The sequence below is a fragment of the Bartonella sp. AP58NXGY genome (assembly GCF_042195785.1).
Classification (GTDB): Bacteria; Pseudomonadota; Alphaproteobacteria; order Rhizobiales; family Rhizobiaceae; genus Bartonella.
The window spans coordinates 1-804 of the sequence record NZ_JBHIOY010000188.1 but is presented as its reverse complement, the minus strand read 5'-3'; the positions used below and the strand labels follow the sequence as shown (position 1 = coordinate 804).

At 47.4% G+C, this 804-nt stretch carries 1 pseudogene; it reads right to left on the bottom strand.

The features are described from left to right. A pseudogene (locus ACFINC_RS10355) lies at positions 1-804 on the bottom strand (hypothetical protein); the annotation flags it as partial.

Here is an 804-nt window from a genome sequence, read left to right as displayed (position 1 = left end):
CCATACCAACTTTGTGACAAGGACACTTCCTTGACAAGACCCCCATAACGCTGTGCCGCTTTTTCCGCTAAATAAGCCCCATTGCCCCGCGCATCTAACGCACCACCCAACAAACGTGGCAAACCACCCACAACATAAAATAAAATCTCTCTTTGTTGATCAAACGGCATATTGCGCAATTCCACCATAAACCGCACACGGCGCACCAAATCTTGTCCCACTTCCATCACCACAATGGAGGTGGCATCACCAGACCTAGCAAAATCAACACCAAAAACATGTTGACGCCGCCGATCAAGCCTAGAATGCAAAGGCTTGATATGCTTCTCACACCAAGAAAAAGCAGCAATACTTCGTTGATGTTCCGATTGATTTTTAAAATCATCCACACAAGCAAAACGCAACACCGCAATATCTTTCGCACAACAATTTTCAATCTGCAAACGCGTTAAAGCCGCCCCTTCTTGATCCGCCGGTATGGCATCTAACTCTTGGCGCATCGCACTCAAACGCACCCCATAAGAGGCACGAATTTGCTCTTCCCATTGTTGTTCTGCTCCCCTACTCCACACCGCCCCCTTCATAGCACAAACCCGTTTAAACAAACCATTTTTAACAGCCTCACCAAAAGGGTAACAATGCAGAGAAAAAGGAACCTTGCCTGCTTTTGCCTCACGGATCAGTTCATTGAAAGGATTAAGCACACCATTATGGGTGGAGATCACACGGATTTTGCCCCCCCAAATAAGCAAAGCATTCACCGCATCCAAAACAGCGCGCACATCTTGATGAGACGCCGCCTCA